This is a genomic window from Christiangramia sp. 3-2217-3z (assembly GCF_051195275.1).
Taxonomy (GTDB): domain Bacteria; phylum Bacteroidota; class Bacteroidia; order Flavobacteriales; family Flavobacteriaceae; genus Christiangramia; species Christiangramia marina.
In genome coordinates this window covers 1-1,481 of record NZ_JBNJLI010000032.1, presented here as the reverse complement: position 1 = coordinate 1,481, position 1,481 = coordinate 1, and the positions used below count along the sequence as shown (strand labels likewise).

General features: G+C 32.4%; 2 protein-coding genes. One reads left to right on the top strand and one right to left on the bottom strand.

Features of this window, described 5'->3' with window-relative positions:
- Positions 1 to 232 (bottom strand): hypothetical protein (locus ACSHZO_RS15795; RefSeq protein ID WP_298248419.1); only part of this gene is annotated, 232 nt, incomplete at its 3' end.
- Between the two features lie 420 nt (positions 233 to 652).
- Here ACSHZO_RS15795 and ACSHZO_RS15790 point away from each other — a divergent pair.
- Positions 653 to 1,279 (top strand): hypothetical protein, encoded by a 627-nt coding sequence (locus ACSHZO_RS15790; RefSeq protein ID WP_298248418.1) that lies wholly within the window; start codon positions 653 to 655, stop codon positions 1,277 to 1,279.
- The last annotated feature ends 202 nt before the right edge of the window (positions 1,280 to 1,481 follow it).

The following is a 1,481-nucleotide window of genomic DNA, read 5'->3' as shown; positions in this document are numbered from 1 at the left end:
TAGAAACCAGGAAACAAAAACCTAAGCGGACTAATCCGAATACCTTCAACCACAACTGACGATTATTCGAAACCGTTATGCACAAGTGCTCCGTAACGATTTTAGCTACTAAAAACCTTAAGAAACCTAAGCTAACAACTTCAAATATTATAGCCTTCTCAAGAAAATTAGAAACAAAAGAACTTTTAGAAAATCGATAATTGACAAAATCCAGGTTCTCTTCAAAATTCAAGAAAAGTCGTTTAGAAGAAATTAAATAACTAAAGAGCATAAAAAGTCCAATTGAATGTTTACACTAAAGAAGCTTTTGATAGGTGCTCAAAATCATTTTAGCTACTAAAAAATTAAAAAGATTAAAAGAAAGCTTGGAACAAAGAAACGGACACGCACTCGGTCGCAATAATTGTAATAAATGAAAAATATTATTTTTTAATAGAATGTGTATTCCAGACGGCGGCATATCTGAGGTTCTCACTCGGCTGTGTCGCACCAGTGCATAACAACGGTTAATCGCAAATAACGGGTAGTTAGCTGAAAATTGTTATTTTAGAGACCAATTATAAAAATAACTAATCCGACAAAGTCGCGTCCATATTCCCGCAACTTGCGATAACCGGAGCCGTTGGCAAACATTTTAATCAAGCTTCGAACTATGAGATTGACAATTTTATTTATGCTATTTACTTCTTTAAATTTTTGTCAAGAAAAATCTATAGTTTTCTATAACGAAAATGGTGAAAAAATAAGCAAACAAAAGTTTATTAGAACCAAAGATTACGGCAAAAATTTAGACTTGTATTTTGAGAATGATACTACTCAAATTGGACTTTTAATAACTCGACAAAAATTCGGGCAACTCGATAAAAACACTTTTGAATATCTGAAATCATATTTAAGTGAACTGACTGATAAACCAATTGACTCAACTCAGAATATTGTTATAAACTATTTAACTGCATATCCCAAAAAGGACGAAAACAAAAAATCAAGATCTGGATGGAACGTTTTAAATAGAGATTACCTAAAAAAACTTCACAAAATTGGTAATATAATCCAATTCTGGATACATTCAGCTGAATGTGATAATCTTGAATACCATCATCAGAAAAGCATAAATTGGGAAGAGGATGAAGATAATTTGCTTAAAAAACTATTTTTCCCTTACGAAGTTAGATATGGAAACTACATTCTTATTAAACCAGATGGAAAATTTTATTACTTTTTAGGAGAACATAGCAAATATCATATTTGGGAAAATGCTGAGAAATTTTTCAAATAAAAACGTTTGCCAACAACGGTTCATCGCCAATAGACGGCAGCGTTAGTAAGAAAATAATTAACTTGATCAACAAACCAATACTAAGCCGACAAATTCGCGTCCCCTACTCCGCCAACTGGCGATAACCGAGACCGTTATACACAAGTGCTCCGCAACGATTTTAGCTACTAAAAACTATTAGAATCCAATCTGAAAAATTCGA

Coding starts and splice junctions, on each gene's coding strand:
- ACSHZO_RS15790 (WP_298248418.1), top strand. CDS start 653: ATGAGATTGACAATTTTATTTATGCTATTTACTTCTTTAAATTTTTGT.